This is a genomic window from Burkholderia sp. AcTa6-5, assembly GCF_017815075.1.
In the GTDB taxonomy this organism is placed as follows: Bacteria; Pseudomonadota; Gammaproteobacteria; order Burkholderiales; family Burkholderiaceae; genus Burkholderia; species Burkholderia sola.
In genome coordinates this window covers 29,669-47,081 of sequence record NZ_JAGIQE010000031.1, presented here as the reverse complement: position 1 = coordinate 47,081, position 17,413 = coordinate 29,669, and the positions used below count along the sequence as shown (strand labels likewise).

The window sequence follows — 17,413 nt, the reverse complement described above, 5'->3', positions numbered from 1 at the left end:
GGTCGATAGAGAGAAGTCGGGTGGTCGTCACGGGCACATGCATCAGGCCGCGGCGGCGGCGCGCGCGGCGGCCCGGCGGCCCAGCCACGCGTCGACCAGTTGCGCGAAGTTGCCGGCCACTTCGTCGATCAGCGCCTGGTCGTCGATCCGGCCCGCGAACCAGTTCAGCGACGCATCGGCCCACAGCGTGCGCCCGACCATGAAGCCCTTGACGATCGGGTTGGTCGCCGAGCGGAAGCTGTCGACGAGGTATTGCAGCGGCTGGTTCAGCCCGAGGATCACCGCGCCGCGGCAGTACGGGTCGCGCTCGGCGATCAGCGCGGCGAGCCGCGCCCAGCCGTCGGCGGTGAGCGGCGTGAGCTTCCACCATTCGGGCTTCACGCCGAGGTTGTAGAAGCGCGCGACCGTGCGCAGCACCGCGTCGTCCTCGGTGCCGGCCGGCGTGACCGCGCGCGGCGGAATCATTTCCAGCAGCAGCTCGTTGCCGCTCGCGCGCGTGGCTTCCCACAGCTCCAGCACGCGCTGCTCCTGTTCGACGCGCAGGTCGACGTGGTCGTCGGGGTGATAGTGGACGAGGCACTTCACGACCTGTTCGGTCGGCCAGTGCGTGAGCGACGAGCCGACCGAACGCGTGTCGTCGAACCGCAGCGGCCGCGAGCCCGGCAGTTCGACCGGACGGCCGACCCACCAGCCGCGCCCGGTGGCCGACGCGAGCGCGTCGCTGCCGTACGCACCGCCGTCGATCAGCACGCCGACGTGGCCGGCGATCCCGCGATCGCGCTCGACCTGTTCGACCGCGCGCACGAGCAGGCGCTTCAGCGTCTTGATCCGCGCTTCGTCGGCGCCGGCCTGCACCGCGAGCTCGTAGAACTGGCTGCGATGGTCGAATGCCATCACGCAGAGATCGTCCCATTCGCGGCGCGGCACCGTCACGCGATGCAGGTGCGCGAGCGTGCGGTCGGCGTCGACCTGCGGATTGCGGCTGCCGTCGAACCAGTGCGCGAGTTCGGCCGGCGTCGGCATCGCGGCCGAGCACGCGTGGCGCGACACGACGATCGCGCCGCACGCGTTCGCGATGCGCGTCGATTCGGCCCAGTCGCGCCCGCGCAGCAGCCCGGACAGCAGCCCCGACAGGAACGCGTCGCCCGCGCCGAGTACATTGAGCACGTCGACGCGCTCGCCGAGAAAGGTCGGCGCATCGTCGATGCGCGCGGGAACATCGCCTTCGATCACGCAGCAGCCGAGCGCGCCGCGCTTGACGACCAGCGTCGCGTTCGTGATCGAGCGCACCGCCTGCAACGACGCGATCAAATCATCCGGCACACCGCCCGCGATCAGGAATTCCTCCTCGGTGCCGACCAGCAGGTCGAATTCGCCGAGCACCTGCTGCAGCTGCCGTGTCACCTGCGCGTCGGGCACGTAGCGGTTTTCGCCGGCGCCGCGCGCGGTCAGCCCCCACAGCACCGGCCGGTAGTCGATGTCGAGGATCCGCACGGCGCCGTGGCGGCGCGCATACGTCAACGCGGTCAGCGACGCCTCGCGCGTGCCCGGCGTCGACAGATGCGTGCCGGTGATCGCCAGCGCGCGGCAACCGGCGATGAAGGCCTCGCTGATCTCGTCGGCGCGCACGGCCATGTCCGCGCAGTTCTCGCGCACGAACAGCAGCGGAAACGTATCGCGATCCTTCAGCCCGAGCAGCACCAGCGCGGTGAGGCGCTCGCGGTCGGTCTGCAACTGGCTCGTGTCGCAGCCTTCGCGCTCGAGCGTCTCGCGCAGGAAGCGGCCCATCTGCTCGTCGCCGACGCGCGAAATCATCGCGGTCTTCAGCCCGAGCCGCGCGACGCCGAACGCGACGTTGCCGGACGAGCCGCCGAGATACATCTGGAAGCTGCGCGCGTCCTCGAGGCGGCTGCCGTACTGCTGCGCATAGAGATCCACGGCCACGCGGCCGAGGCAGGCGAGATCGATGGGGCGGTCACTCGGAAAGTTCAGCAGGCTCATATCACGTGTCACGCTCGCGGCCGGCGTTCGGCGCTGCCGGCAGATTAGGGGACCGATCCGGCGGCGGCTGTCGCGGCAGGTGCTGCACGACGCGAGGCGGCCTGTCGCCGGGATTCGGGCTACGGAACGGAGTCTAGACTTTTTGGAAATCTAGTTCCCTAGGTGAAATAACGTAGAAATAAATTTCCAAATTTTCGAGGAAGTGATCTACAGTTTCATCCGGATGCTTCAGTCCCGATCGGACCAGATCGGACTCGGCCCGGCGGCGCGCAACGCGCCGTCTTCCGCCCCCCGGAGATGAGGAGACAGATTGATCATGAAGACCAAGCTGATGGCCGTCGCGGCCGCCGCGATCCTGGCTGCGCCGCTCGCGCATGCCGAGAAGATCGGCGTGACGATGGCATCGTTCGACGACACATTCCTGACCATCCTGCGCAACAGCATCGCCGATTCGGCGAAGAAGGACGGCGCGACGGTGCAGATCGAGGACGGCGGCAACGACGTCGGCAAGCAGTTGAGCCAGGTCCAGAACATGATCGCGCAGAAGGTCGACGCGATCATCGTGAACGCGGTCGATACCGACGCGACGCCGAAGATCACGAAGATGGTGGCCGCCGCGAAGATCCCGCTCGTCTACGTGAACCGCAAGCCGGTCGATTTCGACAAGCTGCCGGCCGGCGTCGCGGTCGTCGCGTCCGACGAAAAGCAGTCGGGCACGCTGCAGGCGCGCCAGGTGTGCAAGCTGCTCGGCGGCAAGGGCGACCTGCTGGTGCTGATGGGCGAGCTGTCCAACGAATCGGCGCGCGCCCGCACCAAGGACATCGAGGACGTGATCGCGACGAAGGATTGCGCGGGCATGAAGATCGTCGACAAGCGCGAAGGCAAGTGGAGCCGCACGCAGGGCCAGGACATCACGATGAACTGGCTGAGCTCCGGCACCAAGTTCGACGCGATCATCTCGAACAACGACGAAATGGCGATCGGCGCGATCAACGCGCTGAAGGCCGCACGCAAGCTGACGCCGAAGACGGTCGTCGCCGGCATCGACGCGACGCCGGACGGGCTCGCGGCGATGAAGGCCGGCGAGCTGAAGGTGTCGGTCTACCAGAACGCGACCGGGCAGGGCGCGCAGGCGGTAGCCGCGGCGCTCAAGCTGGCGAAGAAGCAGCCGGTCGATCGCTACGTGAACGTGCCGTTCGAACTCGTGACGCCGGAGAACATGAACCAGTACGCGAAGCACTGACCGGTTTTTCCGCTGAACTGCGCGGGCCCGGCGCGGCCGGGTTCGCGCGCGATTTTCGAGGTACGTCCATGTTTACAGCCAGGATCGCGCGCTCGACGGCCAGCGAAAGCGCACCGGCCGCTTCGTCCGCCGCGCCCGGTGCGCCCACGGCCGACTGCGTGCTCGAAGTGCGCGGCGTCGGCAAGTCCTTTCCCGGCGTCGTCGCGCTCGACGGCGTGCAGTTCCGCGTGCGCCGCGGCACCGTGCATGCGCTGATGGGCGAGAACGGCGCCGGCAAGTCCACGCTGATGAAGATCATCGCGGGCGTCTACACGCCCGACCAGGGCGAAATCCTGATCAACGGCGAACCGGTCGTGCTGAACGGCCCGCTCGATGCGCTCGACCGCGGCATCGCGATGATCCATCAGGAACTCAACCTGATGCCGTACATGACGGTCGCGGAGAACATCTGGATTCGCCGCGAACCGAAGAACCGCTTCGGCCTGATCGATCACGCGGCGCTGCGCCGCCGCACGGCCGCGCTGTTCGAGCGGCTGTCGATCGACATCGATCCGGAGACCGACGTGCGCACGCTGACGGTCGCGAGCCGGCAGATGGTCGAGATCGCGAAGGCCGTGTCGTTCGACTCGGACGTGCTGATCATGGACGAGCCGACCTCCGCGCTGACCGACAAGGAAGTCACGCACCTGTTCCGGATCATTCGCCAGCTCCGCGAGCAGGGCAAGGGCATCGTCTACATCACGCACAAGATGAACGAGCTGTTCGAGATCGCCGACGAGTTCTCGGTGTTCCGCGACGGCAAGTACATCGGCACGCATGCGTCGACCGACGTCACGCGCGACGACATCATCCGCATGATGGTCGGGCGCGAGATCACGCAGATGTTCCCGAAGGAAGAGGCGCCGATCGGCGACGTCGTGCTGTCGGTGAAGGACCTTTGCGTCGACGGCGTGTTCCGCGACGTGAGCTTCGAGCTGCGCGCGGGCGAGATTCTCGGCGTCGCGGGCCTCGTCGGCTCGGGGCGCTCGAACGTCGCGGAGGCGCTGTTCGGCGTCGTGCCGGCCACGTCGGGCGAGATCCGCATCGACGGCAAGCCGGTGCGGATCGCGACGCCCGCGCAGGCGATGAAGCACGGGATGGCGTTCCTCACCGAGGACCGCAAGGATTCCGGCTGCTTCCTGAATCTCGACCTGCTCGCGAACATGGAAGCGGCGGTGCTCAGCCGTCGCTACGTGAAGTTCAACTTCGTGCAGCACGCGCAACTGAAGCGCGACTGCGAGGAAATGAGCCGGATGCTGCGCGTGAAGTCGCCCGGGCTGCACGAGGAAATCCAGAACCTGTCGGGCGGCAACCAGCAGAAGGTGCTGATCGGTCGATGGTTGCTCACGCAACCGCGCATCCTGATCCTCGACGAACCGACGCGCGGCATCGACGTCGGCGCGAAGGCCGAGATCCACCGGCTCGTCAGCGCGCTCGCCGGCAAGGGCGTCGCGGTGCTGATGATCTCGTCGGAAATGCCGGAAGTGCTGGGGATGAGCGATCGCGTGATGGTGATGCACGAAGGGCGCATGACCGGCATCGTCGATCGCAAGGACGCCGACCAGGTCCGCATCATGGATCTCGCGTCGCGCTGAGCCGAAACAAGATTGGAGACACTGAAATGGGCAACCTGAACCCGGTCGCGGATGCGCAGACCATGACCCTCAAGTCGCGGCATGCGAAGTGGCCGCCCGAACTGAGCATCTTCCTCGTGCTGGTCGGCATCAGCCTGTTCTTCGAGATCGTCGGCTGGGTCGTCGTCGGCCAGAGCTTCCTGTTCAATGCCGAGCGGCTCGAGATCATCGTGCTGCAGATGGCCGTGATCGGCATCATCGCGGTCGGCGTGAACCTCGTGATCATCACCAGCGGGATCGACCTGTCGTCGGGGTCGGTCGTCGCGGCGGCCGCCGTCGTATCGGCGAGCCTCGCGCAGGTGTCCGACTTCCCGCGCGCGGTGTTTCCGCACCTCACCGACCTGCCGATCATCTGGCCGGTGCTGGCCGGCGTGTGCGTCGGGCTGCTGGTCGGCCTGCTGAACGGCACGCTGATCGCGATGACGGGCATCCCGCCGTTCATCGCGACGCTCGGCACGATGGTCGCCGCGCGCGGCTTCGCGAAGTGGTTCACCAACGGGATGCCGGTGTCGATGCTGACCGACCCGTTCGCGGCGATCGGTGCGGGCGCCAACCCGGTGATCATCTTCGTCGTGATCGCCGCGATCTTCCACGTCGTGCTGCGCTACACGCGCTTCGGCAAGTACACCTATGCGATCGGCGCGAACCGCCATGCGGCCGTCGTGTCGGGCATCAACGTCACGCGGCACCTGATCTTCGTCTATGCGATCGCGGGCCTGTTGAGCGGCATCGCGGGGACCGTGACCGCCGCGCGTGCGATCTCCGGCCAGTCGGGCATGGGCGTGATGTACGAGCTCGATGCGATCGCGGCCGTCGTGATCGGCGGCACGTCGCTGTCGGGCGGCCTCGGCCGCGTGACGGGCACCGTGATCGGCGTGTTGATCCTCGGCGTGATGACGTCGGGCTTCACGTTCATTCGCATCGACGCGTATTACCAGGAGATGGTGAAGGGCGCGATCATCGTCGCGGCCGTGATCGCCGACCAGTACCGCAACAAGAAGAAGCGCCGCTGACCCGTCATGCATCGCCGGGCGGGGGCGGCACGTGCCGCCGCCTGCGTCCGGCACCTGTCACCGTCGAGGAGATTCGATGAAGATCGCGCTGGACCCCTACATGATTCGACACCTGCCGCTCGACCGCCTGCCGCACGCGGTGGCCGAGCTCGGCTACGACCAGATCGAGCTGTCGCCGCGCAGCGACTTTCTCGACTGGTGGGTGATGCCGCGCGCCACGCGCGAGCGGATGGCCGCATTCCGGCAGGCGATGCGCGCGAGCGGCGTCGGCCTCGCGTCGCTGCAGCCGATGTACCGCTGGGCGAGCCCGTTCGAGGACGAGCGCCAGTGGGCGGTGCGCTGCTGGAAGAAGGCGATCGAGGTGGCGGTCGAGATGGAGTGCGCGCTGATGGTGTCGGAGTTCGGGCGCGGCGCGTCGCCCGAGCGCTCGGTCGGCGAACGGCCGGGTGCGAACCCCAAGGAGCTGTGCGAAGCCGCGTGGTTCCGGTCGATGGACGAGCTGTTGCCGATCCTCGAGCGCGAACGCATCGTGCTGTCGGTCGAGCCGCATCCGGAGGACTGGATCGAGCAGCTGCAGCCGGCGATCGACATCGTCACGAACCTCGGCTCGCCGTCGCTGAAGCTGTCGTATATCGCACCGCACACGTTCTACTACGGCGACGACATGGCCGCGATGATCGCGCAGGCCGCGCCGATCCTCGCGCATGTGCGCGTGGCCGATACCTTCGACCACCGCAAGAGCAGCCAGCTGCGCTACATCGTCAACCCGCCCGGCTCGAACCAGATTCGCGTGCACCAGCATCTCGACATCGGGCAGGGCGAGATCGACTGGGACGTGTTCTTTCGCGCGCTCGGCGCGGCAGGCTTCGACGGCGTGATGTCGTCGTGCGTGTTCGCGTGGGAGGACCGCGCGGAAGCGTCGTCGCGCTACATGCGCGACACGATCCAGCGCTACGTCGATCGTCATTTCGATCGCACCGCGCGCTGACGGATGACTGACCGGTGCGGCGCGTGCCGCACCGCCAATGAACGACTGGAGACTCCTAGATGACCTTGCAAATCGGCGTGATCGGCTGCGGTGCGATCGGCCAGGACCATATTCGCAGACTGACCCGCACGCTGTCCGGCGCGCGCGTCGTGGCCGTCAACGACATCGATCCGCAGCAGGCGCGTGACGCGGTGACGAAGTACGGGCTCGATGCGGAGATCTACGGCGACGGCCACGAGGTGGTCGCGGCCGCCGACGTGCAGGCCGTGCTCGTCACGTCGTGGGGGCCGACGCACGAAGCGTTCGTGCTCGACGCGATCGCGCACGGCAAGCCCGTGTTCTGCGAGAAGCCGCTCGCCGTCACGGCCGAAGGCTGCATGCGGATCGTCGAAGCCGAAGTCGCGCACGGCAAGCGGCTCGTGCAGGTCGGCTTCATGCGGCCGTACGACGAAGGCTATCGCGCGCTGAAGCGCGTGATCGACAGCGGCGAGATCGGCGCACCGCTGATGCTGCATTGCGCGCACCGTAACCAGTCGGTCGGCGAGCGCTACACGACCGACATGGCGATCACCGACACGCTGATCCACGAACTCGACGTGCTGCGCTGGCTGCTCGGCGAGGACTACGTGAGCACACAGGTCGTTTATCCGAAGAAGACGCGCCACGCGTCCGCCCATCTCGCCGATCCGCAGATCGTGCTGCTGGAAACCGCGAGCGGCGTGCGCATCGACGTCGAGATCTTCGTGAACTGCCAGTACGGCTATGACATCCAGTGCGAGGTGGTGGGCGAGCAGGGCATCGCGAAGCTGCCCGATCCGCCGGCCGTCGGGCTCAAGCATGCGGCGCGGCAGTCGGTCGAAATCATGACCGACTGGAAGGAGCGCTTCATCGCGTCGTACGACGTCGAGCTGCAGGCGTTCATCGACGGCGTGCGGGCGCAGGCGCTCACCGGGCCGTCGGCCTGGGACGGCTACGCGGCGGCGGTCGCGGCCGACGCCTGCGTGCGTGCACAGAAGAGCGGGGCGGTCGAACCGATCGCGATGGCCGAACGCCCTGCGTTCTATCGCGGCTGAACCGCAGCCGCCTGTTTGCCGGACTGACCGACATGACGATGAAGATAGGTTGCGCACCGTGCTGCTGGGGTGTCGACGATGTGAAGAACCCGCACCTGCCGCCGTGGCGGCACGTGCTCGCCGAGGCCGCACAGGCCGGCTACTCGGGCATCGAGCTCGGGCCATACGGCTACATCCCGCTCGACCTCGACGTGGTGAGCGCCGAGCTCGAGCGGCAGCGCCTGAGCATCACCGCCGGCACGATTTTCGACGATCTGGTGTCGCCGGAGAACCTGCCGAACCTGTTGCGCCAGACGCGCGAGATCTGCGCGCTGATCACGCGGCTGCCGAAGCTGCCGAAGCTGCCGACGCAGGACGGCCAGCGCTACGCGGCGCCGTACCTCGTCGTGATCGACTGGGGCCACGAGGAACGCGACTACGCGGCGGGCCACGGCGAGCGCGCACCGCGGCTGTCGGACGAAAGCTGGGCGGCGATGGTCGACCACATCCGGCAGATCGCGACGATCGCACGCGACGAATTCGGCGTGCGCGCGGTGATCCATCCGCATGCGGGCGGCTACATCGAGTTCGCGGACGAGATCGACCGGATCGTCGCCGACATTCCGGCCGACACGGCCGGCCTCTGTCTCGACACGGGCCACCTGTACTACTCGGGCATGGACCCGGAGGCCTGGCTGCGCCGCCATGCGGCACGGCTCGACTACGTGCATTTCAAGGACATCGACGCGGCCGTGTACGACGCCGTGATGGGCGAGCACATCGCGTTCTTCGCCGCCTGCGCGCGCGGCGTGATGTGCCCGATCGGCACCGGCGTGCTCGACTACCGGTCGATCCGGCAGGCGCTCGACGATATCGGCTATGCGGGCTATATCACGATCGAGCAGGAGCGCGACCCGCGCAACGCCGGCACGAGCCTGCGCGACGTCGCCGCGAGCCGCGCGTTTCTCGCGTCGGCCGGCTTCGCGTGATCCACCGCATCACGCCCACCCTGAACTGAACACGCACCAGGAACACCACCATCATGATTGACGGACAGATTCTGCTTGGACATTCGATTCGCTGGGGCATGGTCGGCGGCGGGCTCGGCAGCCAGATCGGCTACAGCCACCGGTCGGCCGCGCTGCGCGACGGCAGCTTCCAGCTGGTTGCGGGCGCATTCGATATCGATCCCGAACGCGGCCGGCAGTTCGGCGTGAAGCTCGGCGTCGCGGCCGAGCGCTGCTATCCCGACTACGCGGCGATGTTCGACGCGGAGGCGCGGCGGCCGGACGGCATCCGCGCGGTATCGATCGCGACGCCGAACAACACGCACTTCGAGATCTGCCGCGCCGCGCTGAACGCGGGGCTGCACGTGGTCTGCGAGAAGCCGCTGTGCTTCACAACCGAGGAAGCCGAGGCGCTGCAGCGGCTGTCGGTCGAGAAGAACCGGATCGTCGGTGTCGCGTACGGTTATTCCGGACACCAGATGATCGAGCAGGCGCGCGAGATGATCGCGCGCGGCGACCTCGGCGAGATCCGCATCGTGCAGATGCAGTTCGCGCACGGCTTTCACAGCGAGGGCGTCGAGGCCGCGAGCGCGGCCGCGCGCTGGCGCGTCGATCCGAAGTTCGCGGGCCCGAGCTACGTGCTCGGCGACATCGGCACGCATCCGCTGTATATCTCCGAGGTGATGGCGCCGGAACTGAAGATCAAGCGGCTGATGTGTTCGCGGCAGAGTTTCGTGAAGAGCCGCGCGCCGCTCGAGGACAACGCGTTCACGATCATGGAATACGACACCGGCGCGATCGGCTACGTGTGGTCGAGCGCGGTGAACGCCGGCTCGATGCACGGGCAGAAGGTGCGCGTGATCGGTTCGAAGGCGAGCATCGAATGGTGGGATGAACACCCGAACCAGTTGCGCTACGAAGTCCAGGGGCAGCCCGCACAGGTGCTCGATCGCGGAATGCCGTACCTGCATCCGCACGCATTGCGCGAGGACCGCATCGGCGCCGGGCATCCGGAAGGGCTGTTCGACGCATGGTCGAATCTCTACGCGCGCTTCGCGCTCGCGATGGACGCGGCCGATCGCGGCGACGCCGCGGCGGTGAAGGCGATCCGTATTCCGGACGTGCACGCGGGCGTCGAAGGCGTGCGCTGGGTCGAGAACTGCGTGCGTTCGGCCGACGCGGGCGGCGTGTGGGTCGACTATCGCTGAACGGAGGCGGGCCGGCTGCGTCGCGCTTCGTCGCGACGGCCGGCCTCGGTACACACCCTGATCTTTACGCCGCCGCGAGCGCGTTGGACAATCGCTCCCAGTCTTGCCGTGGAGCGTATGCAAGCGATGATCGAGCGCGTGGGAGCGAGCAGGCGGCGCGGGCCGTGCCGCAAACGTGATTAAATTCGCCCTTCATGCATGTATCCAGTCGAGCCCCGGGCCGCGCCGGCCAGCCACGCGCGCGCACCGGGGCCGTCAACTTCGCGCTATCCGATGAGTTCATCCGAGAAACCTCCCGCCACCGTCGAGGCGTTCCTGCAGCACCTGACGCAGGAGTACGACGGCCTCAGCAATCGCCTGAAGGTGATCGCGCGCCACGTGGAAACGCATCGGGACCAGCTTGGGCTGGAGGGCATCCAGTCGCTCGCGGAAGCCTGCGGCGTGCAGCCGTCGGCCGTCGTGCGCTTCGCGAAGCACTTCGGCTTCTCCGGGTTCTCCGAGATGCAGCGGCTGTTCCGCGAAGGGCTCGCGCAGCAGATCGCGCCGGGCCGTGCGTACAACCTGCGCGTGCGCGACGTGATCGAATCGGGTTCGTCGAGCCTGCAACCCGAACAGATCGCCGACGAATTCATCAAGGGCAGCATTGCCGGGATGCAGCAGTTGCGGCAGACGCTCGACTCGCAGGCGCTCGCGCAGGCGGTCGACCTGCTCGCCGATACGCAGGCGATCTGGATCGCCGGGTCGCGGCGCGCGTTTCCGATCGCCGTGTATCTGGACTATGCGCTGCAGCACACCGACAAGCGCATCGGGCTGTTCAGCGCGCTCGGCAGCATGCATCTCGGGCAGATCCGGTCGGTGCGCGAAGGCGACGTGATGATCGTGATCTCGTTCATGCCGTACGCGGACGAGACGGTACAGGTCGCGCAGCAGGCCGCGCAGCGCGGTGCGCGGCTGATCGCGATCACCGACAGCCGGATGAGCCCGCTCGCGCGGGAGGCGGAAGTGACGCTGATGGTGCAGGACAGCGCGACGTTCGGCTTTCGCGCGCTGACGGCGACGATGGGCCTTGCGCAGAGCCTGTTCGTCGCGCTCGCGTACCGGCTCGAGCTGTCGTACCTGCCGACCGCCGACGGCGCGCACGGCACGAAGGCCGGTTGATCTCGGCTACCGGTGGGCCGCCCGCCGAACGGATCGACGGGCGGCCCACCGGCCGGCTTACTTCGCGGTCGGCATCGCGAATTCGGCGCCCTTGCCGATGCTCGACGACCAGCGCTGCATCACAGACTTCTGGCGCGTGTAGAAGCGCACGCCTTCCTCGCCGTACGCGTGCATGTCGCCGAACAGGCTCTTCTTCCAGCCGCCGAAGCCGTGCCATGCCATCGGTACCGGGATCGGCACGTTGATGCCGACCATCCCGACCTGGATGCGCCGCGCGAATTCGCGCGCGATCCCGCCGTCGCTCGTGAAGCACGACACGCCGTTGCCGAACTCGTGCGCATTGATCAGGTCGACCGCTTCGCCGAAATCCTTCACGCGCACGCAGCCGAGCACCGGCCCGAAGATTTCTTCCTTGTAGATCCGCATGTCGGGCGTGACGTGATCGAACAGCGTGCCGCCGGTGAAGAAGCCGGCCTCGCGGCCCGGCACGCGCAGCCCGCGGCCGTCGACCACCAGTTGCGCGCCTTCGTTCACGCCTTGCTCGATATAGCCTTCGATGCGCTTGAGCGCTTCGCCGGTGACGATCGGGCCCATCTCGACTTCCGGCGACATCCCGTCGCCGATCACCAGCTTGCGCGCGCGCTCGGCGACCGCCGGCACGATCCGGTCGGCCACGTCGCCGACCAGCACCGCGATGCTGATCGCCATGCAGCGTTCGCCGGCCGAGCCGTACGCCGCGCCGATCAGCGCATCGACCGCCTGCTCGATGTTCGCGTCGGGCATCACGACGAGATGGTTCTTCGCGCCGCCCAGCGCCTGCACGCGCTTGCCCGACTGCACCGCGCGCTGCTGCACGTAGGCCGCGATCGGCGTCGAGCCGACGAAGCTGACGGCCTGCACGTCCGGGTGGTCGAGCAGCGCATCGACCGCGCCCTTGTCGCCCTGCACGACGTTGAACACGCCGGCCGGGAGGCCGGCCTGCGTGAGCAGGTCGGCGATGAACAGCGCGGCCGACGGGTCGCGCTCGCTCGGCTTCAGCACGAACGTGTTGCCCGTCGCGATCGCGACCGGGAACATCCAGCACGGCACCATGCACGGGAAGTTGAACGGCGTGATGCCCGCGACGACGCCGAGCGGCTGGCGCATCGTCCAGTTGTCGATGCCGGTGCTGACCTGGTCGGTGAAGTCGCCCTTCAGCAGTTGCGGCACGCCGCACGCGAATTCGACGATGTCGATGCCGCGCGCGACTTCGCCCTGCGCGTCGGAGAACACCTTGCCGTGCTCGGCCGTGATGATCGCAGCCAGCGTGTCGCGGTGCTCGTTCATCAGTTGCAGGAAGCGGTGCAGCACGCGCGCGCGGCGGATCGGCGGCGTCGCGGCCCAGTCCGGGAACGCGGCGTGGGCGGACGCGACGGCCCGCTCGACTTCGTCGTTGCCGGCGAGCGCGACGCGGCGCACCGCGCGGCCGAGCGACGGGTTGAGCACGTCCTGGAAGCGGCCGCTGCGGCCGGCGACGGGCGCGCCGTCGATGTAGTGGCCGACGTCGGCGTCGGACGTATACGCGGGAACCGTGGTCATGCGTGTCTCCTGGGGGGATGAGAGCGGAACAGCGCCTAGTCTAGGGAAACCGGCCGGGCGGGAGAAGACCGCGCAGCTTGATTCACTGTTCAGAATTCTGAATAATCACTGGATGAATCAGCAAAATGTCCAGGCCCTCTGGCCGCATATCCATTCGCTGACGGTGCTGGCCGCCGCGGGCAGTTTCACGGCGGCCGCGCAGCGGCTCGGCATCAGCAAGGCCGCGATGAGCCAGCGCATCGCCGATCTCGAAAAGGCGGCCGGCGTGCCGCTCGTGCGCCGCACCACGCGCAGCGTGCGGCTCACCGATGCGGGCCAGACGCTCGTCGACAGCACGCGCGACGCGTTCGAGTCGATCGGCCAGCATTTCGCGCGCGTGAAGGACCTCGCCGGCGAGCCGCGCGGGCTGCTGCGCCTGACGGTGCCGGTCGCGCTCGGGCGCCAGCAGGTCGTGCCGCACCTGCCCGATTTCCTGCGCCAGCATCCGGGCGTGCAGATCGAGCTCGACCTGTCGGACCGTCTGCATTCGCTGACGCAGGAGGGCTTCGATCTCGCGATCCGCCATACGACCACCGCGCCGCAGACCCACGTCGCGTGGAAGCTGTGCGACACGCGTTCGCTGCTGGTCGCGAGCCGCGACTATCTCGACGCGCGCGGCGCGCCGCGCCACCCGAGCGAGCTCGTCGATCACAGCTGCCTGTGCTATCTGCGCGAGCACGAGCCGGCCGCGTGGAGCTTCGAGCCGGACGGCCGCCGCCGCGAGCGCGTGAGCGTGCCGGTGCGCGGCAGTTTCGCGGCGAACAACAGCGAGGCGATGCGCGAGGCCGCGCTCGGCGGGCTCGGCATCGCGCTGCTGCCCGATTTCAGCGCGCGGCGCGATCTCGACGCCGGCCGGCTCGTCGCGCTGCTCGACGGCTGGCGGCCGTCGGGCGCGTTCGGCGACCACATTTTCGCGATCCGCCCGTACAGCCCGGTCGTCCCGAGTGCGGTGCGCGCGCTCGTGCGGCACCTGCGCGAACGGCTCGCGGGCGGCTTCTCCGGCGCGTGAGCCGGGTGCCGGCGGGCGCCTGGCCGTGGGCGGCCCGGGCAAGCGCGGCGGCGCTGCGGTAAAATCGCCGCTTCCTCCCGCGCCACGTATGGCGCGTCATTCGAAGGTCGACAGCCGATGCAGATTCACAAGGAAGTGGACGCGCGCGGGCTCAATTGCCCGTTGCCGATCCTGCGTGCCAAGAAAGCGCTTGCCGATATGGAAAGCGGGCAGATCCTCAAGGTGCTCGCGACCGATCCGGGCTCGCAGCGCGATTTCGCCGCGTTCGCGAAGCAGACGGGCAACGAGATCGTCGAATCGACGACCCAGGACAAGACCTTCGTATTCCTGATGCGCCGCCGCTGAAGGCGCGCATCACGTGTCCCGCCGCGCCGGGCGCGTCGCCGGCTGTCCCTGGCCCGGTGTCCTTGCCCAGGCGCCTGTTCCATTGGAAAGCGCCGGCCACACTTCTCTGACAATTCTTAAACCTCGTTGCGCGACCGGCTGCGTATACTGACCCGGCCGGTCGTCCGCTCCCAGCGGAGGCGCCGGCCACGGTACGTCGCACGGCGGGCTCGGGGGCCATGCCTGACGCTACCGTCGTACAACGGGGAGAGGACATGTCCTTCAGACCAGGGACCCTTCGAAGTCCGTCCGGAGCGGAAAGCATCGCGCCCGTGCGCACCTCGGAATTGAGCCGGATCGAGCTCGATCCGCAACAGGACCGCCACGCGCGTGCCGCGCTGGAGGCCTATGCGGATTCGGCCGCGGCCGAGATGCCGTGGCTGGCCGAATGGCTGGACGAACGGCTGCGCGACGCCGCGCGGGACGACGGCGCGGGCCCGACCTACTGCGGTGCGACGATCGAACGCGTGTTCGATCTGGCGCAGGCATGGGCGGCGGGCCAGCCCGACTACGTGGCCGGCGCGTGGGAGCGCGTGCGCGACCAGTTGCAGCGGATGCTGGGGCAGCCCGTGCTGGGGCAGCCCGCGCTGGGGCAGCCCGTGCTGGGGCAGCCCGTGCTGGCGCAACCGCCGTTGCCGCAGCGGCCGTCGCCGCGCATGCCGACGGTTGATTTCGCCGAGCCGGTGGCCGGCATCGCGGGCGCCGAATAGGCGTCCGGTTGCGCAAGAGAAAGGATTATTCGAAGAAAGGGCGATAGTCCGCGCAATTTCTTGGCGAATTTCATACTACTATGATGAAATCGCCGGTTCGTCCGTGCCCCGTTTTTGAGATATTTAGCCGGGGTCGCCGGCTTGCGCAGGAGGCGCGAGCGGCGAACGACGGCTCGCCGGCCGGTATCCGGACGCCGCGCACAGGTGGCGCGGCCGGGGCAGGCGCGGGAGCCGAGTGGACGAGTCGACTTCGATTTGCGGGGTGCTATGAGAATTGCTGTACTGGATGACGATCCGGCCCAGACGGATTTCGTCAGTCAAACGCTGACGGCCGTCGGCCATACGTGCTATGCGTTCAAGGAAGGCAAGGCCCTGAAGAAGCGCCTGCAGCGCGAGACGTTCGACCTGCTGGTGCTCGACTGGAACGTGCCCGACATGTCCGGCGAGGAAGTGCTCAAGTGGGTGCGGGCGAACCAGACCGAGCACAGCCTGCCGATCATCTTCATGACGAGCCGCGACGACGAGGCGGGAATCACGCAGATCCTCAACGCCGGCGCCGACGATTACGTGGTCAAGCCCGTGTCGGGCCCGATCCTGCGCGCACGTATCGGTTCGCTGCTGCGCCGCGCGTATCCGGTCAATGCCGAGGCCACCGTCCGCGAGTTCGACCAGTTCCGTTTCGACGTGAACCTGAAGCAGGCGTACGTCGGCGACAAGGCTGTGAGTCTCACGCAAAAGGAATTCGAGCTCGCGCTGCTGCTGTTCCAGCATCTCGACCGGCCGCTGTCGCGCGCGCACATTCTCGACCTCGTATGGAAGCAGGCGACCGACATTCCGTCGCGCACGATGGATACGCACATTTCGATGCTGCGCACCAAGCTCGGCCTGCGGCCCGAAAACGGCTACCGTCTCGCGCCGATCTACGGATACGGCTACCGGCTCGAACGGGTCGGCCAGGGGGAACCGGAGTGACCGCGCGCATCACGCGGCGCACGGCGGGCCTGTGCACGGCGGGCCTGTGCACGGCGGCGCTGCGCGCGGCCTGCGCGGTCGCATTCGCGTTCGCCGCGCAGCAGGCCGCGGCGCAGCCGCCCGCCGCCGCGGGCAAGACGGTCGTCTATCGCACGCAGGCGGGCGACACGCTGTACGACGTCGCCGCGCGCTACCTGCAGGGCGTGGACGACTGGCAACTGCTCCAGCAGATCAACGGCGTGCCGGCGCCGAAGCGCCTGCAGCCCGGCATCGCGCTGAAGCTGCCGGTCGCGCGCCTGCGCAAGGAAAAGCTCACCGCACGCGTGATCGCGGTGCAGGGCACGGCCGAGCGCGCGTCCGGCGCCGCCTTCGCGCCGCTCGCGAACGATGCGACGCTCGCCGAAGGCGACCGCGTGCGTACCGGTCCGAACGGCTTCGTGACGATCGAGCTGACCGACGGCACGCACATGAGCCTGCCGCCCGACAGCCAGCTCGACCTGAAGTCGCTGCGCCGCACGGTGCTGACCGGCACGCTCGATCGCGAGTTCGAACTCACGCGCGGCTCGGTCGACAGCGAAGTCACCCACCTGAAGAAACGCGACGACCGCTTCCAGATCCGCTCGCCGTCGGTCGTCGCCGGCGTGCGCGGCACGCGCTTTCGCGTGAACTACGACGCGGCCGGCACGGCGTCGACGCGCGTCGAAGTGCTCGACGGCACCGTCGGCGTCGCGGGCGGCCGCAAGCCGGCCGGCGCGACGCTCGTGCATGCGAACTTCGGCAGCGTCGCGACGTCGTCGGGTGCGGTCGGCGCGCCGATCGCGCTGCTGGGCGCACCCGCGCTCGAGCATCCCGACAAGGTGCAGGACGAGCCCGGCGTCGCGTTCGACATCGCGCCGCTCGAGCAAGCGCATGCGTACCGTGTGCAGCTCGCGCACGATGCGGGGCTGATGGACCTGTTCCGCGAGACACGCACCGATTCGCCGCGCGCGGTGTTCCGCGACGTGCCGAACGGCAACTACTTCGTGCGGATCGCCGCGATCGATGCGAACGGCCTCGAGGGGCTGCCGCGCACCTATACGTTCGAACGCCGCGTGATGGGGCTCGACGCGAGCGCGTCGCCGGGCGCCGGCGGTTACGAGTTCCGCTGGTCGCCGAACGGGGCGGGCAAGAATGCGCGTTACCGGTTCGTGCTGTCGCGCTCGAAGGACCTGAGCGCGCCGGTCGTCGATCAGGTCGGCCTGCACGCGCGCCAGATCACCGTCGCGCACCTGCCGCCGGGCGACTATTTCTGGGCGGTGACCGTCGAGGAATTCGAAGGCGGCAAGTTCTACGAGAAGACCAGTCCGGTCAGCGCGTTCACGTTGTCGCGCTGACCCGC

Annotated in this window: 15 protein-coding genes; 13 read left to right on the top strand and 2 right to left on the bottom strand. The window is 68.2% G+C overall.

Going from position 1 to position 17,413, the window contains the following annotated elements; translation table 11 throughout:
• Positions 1-42 precede the first annotated feature (42 nt).
• Positions 43-2,001, bottom strand: a complete 1,959-nt coding sequence (gene iolC / locus J8I33_RS29885; protein ID WP_209928594.1) for a 5-dehydro-2-deoxygluconokinase — start codon at positions 1,999-2,001, stop codon at positions 43-45.
• Between the two features lie 316 nt (positions 2,002-2,317).
• Here iolC and J8I33_RS29880 point away from each other — a divergent pair, with 316 nt between their 5' ends.
• From J8I33_RS29880 to J8I33_RS29845, 8 genes are all read left to right on the top strand, one after another.
• Positions 2,318-3,244 carry a sugar ABC transporter substrate-binding protein gene (locus J8I33_RS29880; RefSeq protein ID WP_124595266.1) on the top strand — a complete coding sequence of 309 codons (927 nt, stop codon included), beginning with the start codon at positions 2,318-2,320 and terminating at the stop codon, positions 3,242-3,244.
• 68 nt (positions 3,245-3,312) lie between these two features.
• Complete coding sequence (locus tag J8I33_RS29875) at positions 3,313-4,878, top strand: sugar ABC transporter ATP-binding protein (protein WP_209939638.1); 1,566 nt, start codon at positions 3,313-3,315, stop codon at positions 4,876-4,878.
• A 26-nt stretch (positions 4,879-4,904) separates the two neighbouring features.
• The gene (locus tag J8I33_RS29870) at positions 4,905-5,930 is read left to right on the top strand and encodes an ABC transporter permease (RefSeq protein WP_209928587.1); all 1,026 of its coding nucleotides are present in this window, start codon (positions 4,905-4,907) and stop codon (positions 5,928-5,930) included.
• 76 nt (positions 5,931-6,006) lie between these two features.
• Positions 6,007-6,918, top strand: coding sequence for a sugar phosphate isomerase/epimerase (locus J8I33_RS29865; RefSeq protein ID WP_089439844.1), 912 nt, complete (start codon positions 6,007-6,009; stop codon positions 6,916-6,918).
• Positions 6,919-6,977: 59 nt separating this feature from the next.
• Positions 6,978-7,991 (top strand): Gfo/Idh/MocA family oxidoreductase, encoded by a 1,014-nt coding sequence (locus tag J8I33_RS29860; protein WP_174954527.1) that lies wholly within the window; start codon positions 6,978-6,980, stop codon positions 7,989-7,991.
• 32 nt (positions 7,992-8,023) lie between these two features.
• Complete coding sequence (locus J8I33_RS29855) at positions 8,024-8,959, top strand: TIM barrel protein (RefSeq protein ID WP_209939637.1); 936 nt, start codon at positions 8,024-8,026, stop codon at positions 8,957-8,959.
• A gap of 53 nt (positions 8,960-9,012) precedes the next feature.
• Positions 9,013-10,185, top strand: a complete 1,173-nt coding sequence (locus J8I33_RS29850) for a Gfo/Idh/MocA family oxidoreductase (protein WP_124631710.1) — start codon at positions 9,013-9,015, stop codon at positions 10,183-10,185.
• A gap of 273 nt (positions 10,186-10,458) precedes the next feature.
• Complete coding sequence (locus J8I33_RS29845) at positions 10,459-11,343, top strand: MurR/RpiR family transcriptional regulator (protein WP_050017572.1); 885 nt, start codon at positions 10,459-10,461, stop codon at positions 11,341-11,343.
• A gap of 57 nt (positions 11,344-11,400) precedes the next feature.
• Here the strand turns inward: J8I33_RS29845 and J8I33_RS29840 are convergent, their stop codons facing one another.
• Positions 11,401-12,921, bottom strand: a complete 1,521-nt coding sequence (locus tag J8I33_RS29840) for a CoA-acylating methylmalonate-semialdehyde dehydrogenase (protein WP_050017570.1) — start codon at positions 12,919-12,921, stop codon at positions 11,401-11,403.
• 112 nt (positions 12,922-13,033) lie between these two features.
• On the opposite strand from J8I33_RS29840, the gene J8I33_RS29835 reads away from it, so the two are divergent.
• The 5 genes from J8I33_RS29835 to J8I33_RS29815 all read left to right on the top strand — a co-directional run bounded on the left by J8I33_RS29835 (position 13,034) and on the right by J8I33_RS29815 (position 17,408).
• The gene (locus J8I33_RS29835; protein WP_050017569.1) at positions 13,034-13,969 is read left to right on the top strand and encodes a LysR family transcriptional regulator; all 936 of its coding nucleotides are present in this window, start codon (positions 13,034-13,036) and stop codon (positions 13,967-13,969) included.
• A gap of 117 nt (positions 13,970-14,086) precedes the next feature.
• The gene (locus J8I33_RS29830) at positions 14,087-14,314 is read left to right on the top strand and encodes a sulfurtransferase TusA family protein (RefSeq protein ID WP_006402122.1); all 228 of its coding nucleotides are present in this window, start codon (positions 14,087-14,089) and stop codon (positions 14,312-14,314) included.
• A 254-nt stretch (positions 14,315-14,568) separates the two neighbouring features.
• The gene (locus tag J8I33_RS29825; protein ID WP_209939636.1) at positions 14,569-15,063 is read left to right on the top strand and encodes a peptidase; all 495 of its coding nucleotides are present in this window, start codon (positions 14,569-14,571) and stop codon (positions 15,061-15,063) included.
• Positions 15,064-15,330: 267 nt separating this feature from the next.
• A complete protein-coding gene (locus tag J8I33_RS29820) occupies positions 15,331-16,035 on the top strand; it encodes a response regulator transcription factor (protein WP_006490421.1) in 705 nt (234 codons plus the stop codon).
• Positions 16,032-17,408, top strand: a complete 1,377-nt coding sequence (locus J8I33_RS29815; RefSeq protein ID WP_209939635.1) for a FecR domain-containing protein — start codon at positions 16,032-16,034, stop codon at positions 17,406-17,408. Before J8I33_RS29820 ends, J8I33_RS29815 begins: the two co-directional genes overlap by 4 nt.
• Positions 17,409-17,413 lie beyond the last annotated feature (5 nt).